This window comes from Ochrobactrum sp. SFR4 (assembly GCF_019730395.1).
In the GTDB taxonomy this organism is placed as follows: Bacteria; Pseudomonadota; Alphaproteobacteria; order Rhizobiales; family Rhizobiaceae; genus Pseudochrobactrum.
Genome location: NZ_JAAPBB010000621.1, coordinates 1 through 293 on the forward strand (window position 1 = coordinate 1; position 293 = coordinate 293).

The following is a 293-nucleotide window of genomic DNA, read 5'->3' on the forward strand; positions in this document are numbered from 1 at the left end:
GTTATCGTTGATAATGTTGATAATTGTTACAAGGCGCTGGGTATTATTCACCGCACATGGTCAATGGTGCCGGGACGTTTCAAAGATTATATTTCAACGCCGAAACAGAATGATTACCGTTCAATCCATACCACAATTATCGGGCCGTCCCGTCAGCGTGTAGAGCTGCAAATCCGTACCCGTGCTATGGATGATGTGGCGGAATATGGTGTGGCTGCCCATTCGATCTATAAAGATGGTCGCAGCAATACTGTGCCAACCGCGATTTCCACGGAATCCAACGCCTATGCATG

At 47.4% G+C, this 293-nt stretch carries 1 protein-coding gene; it reads left to right on the plus strand.

Going from position 1 to position 293, the window contains the following annotated elements; translation table 11 throughout:
- The coding region (locus HBA93_RS20530) for a RelA/SpoT-related domain-containing protein (protein WP_502910160.1) at positions 1-293 on the plus strand (293 nt) is incomplete at both ends.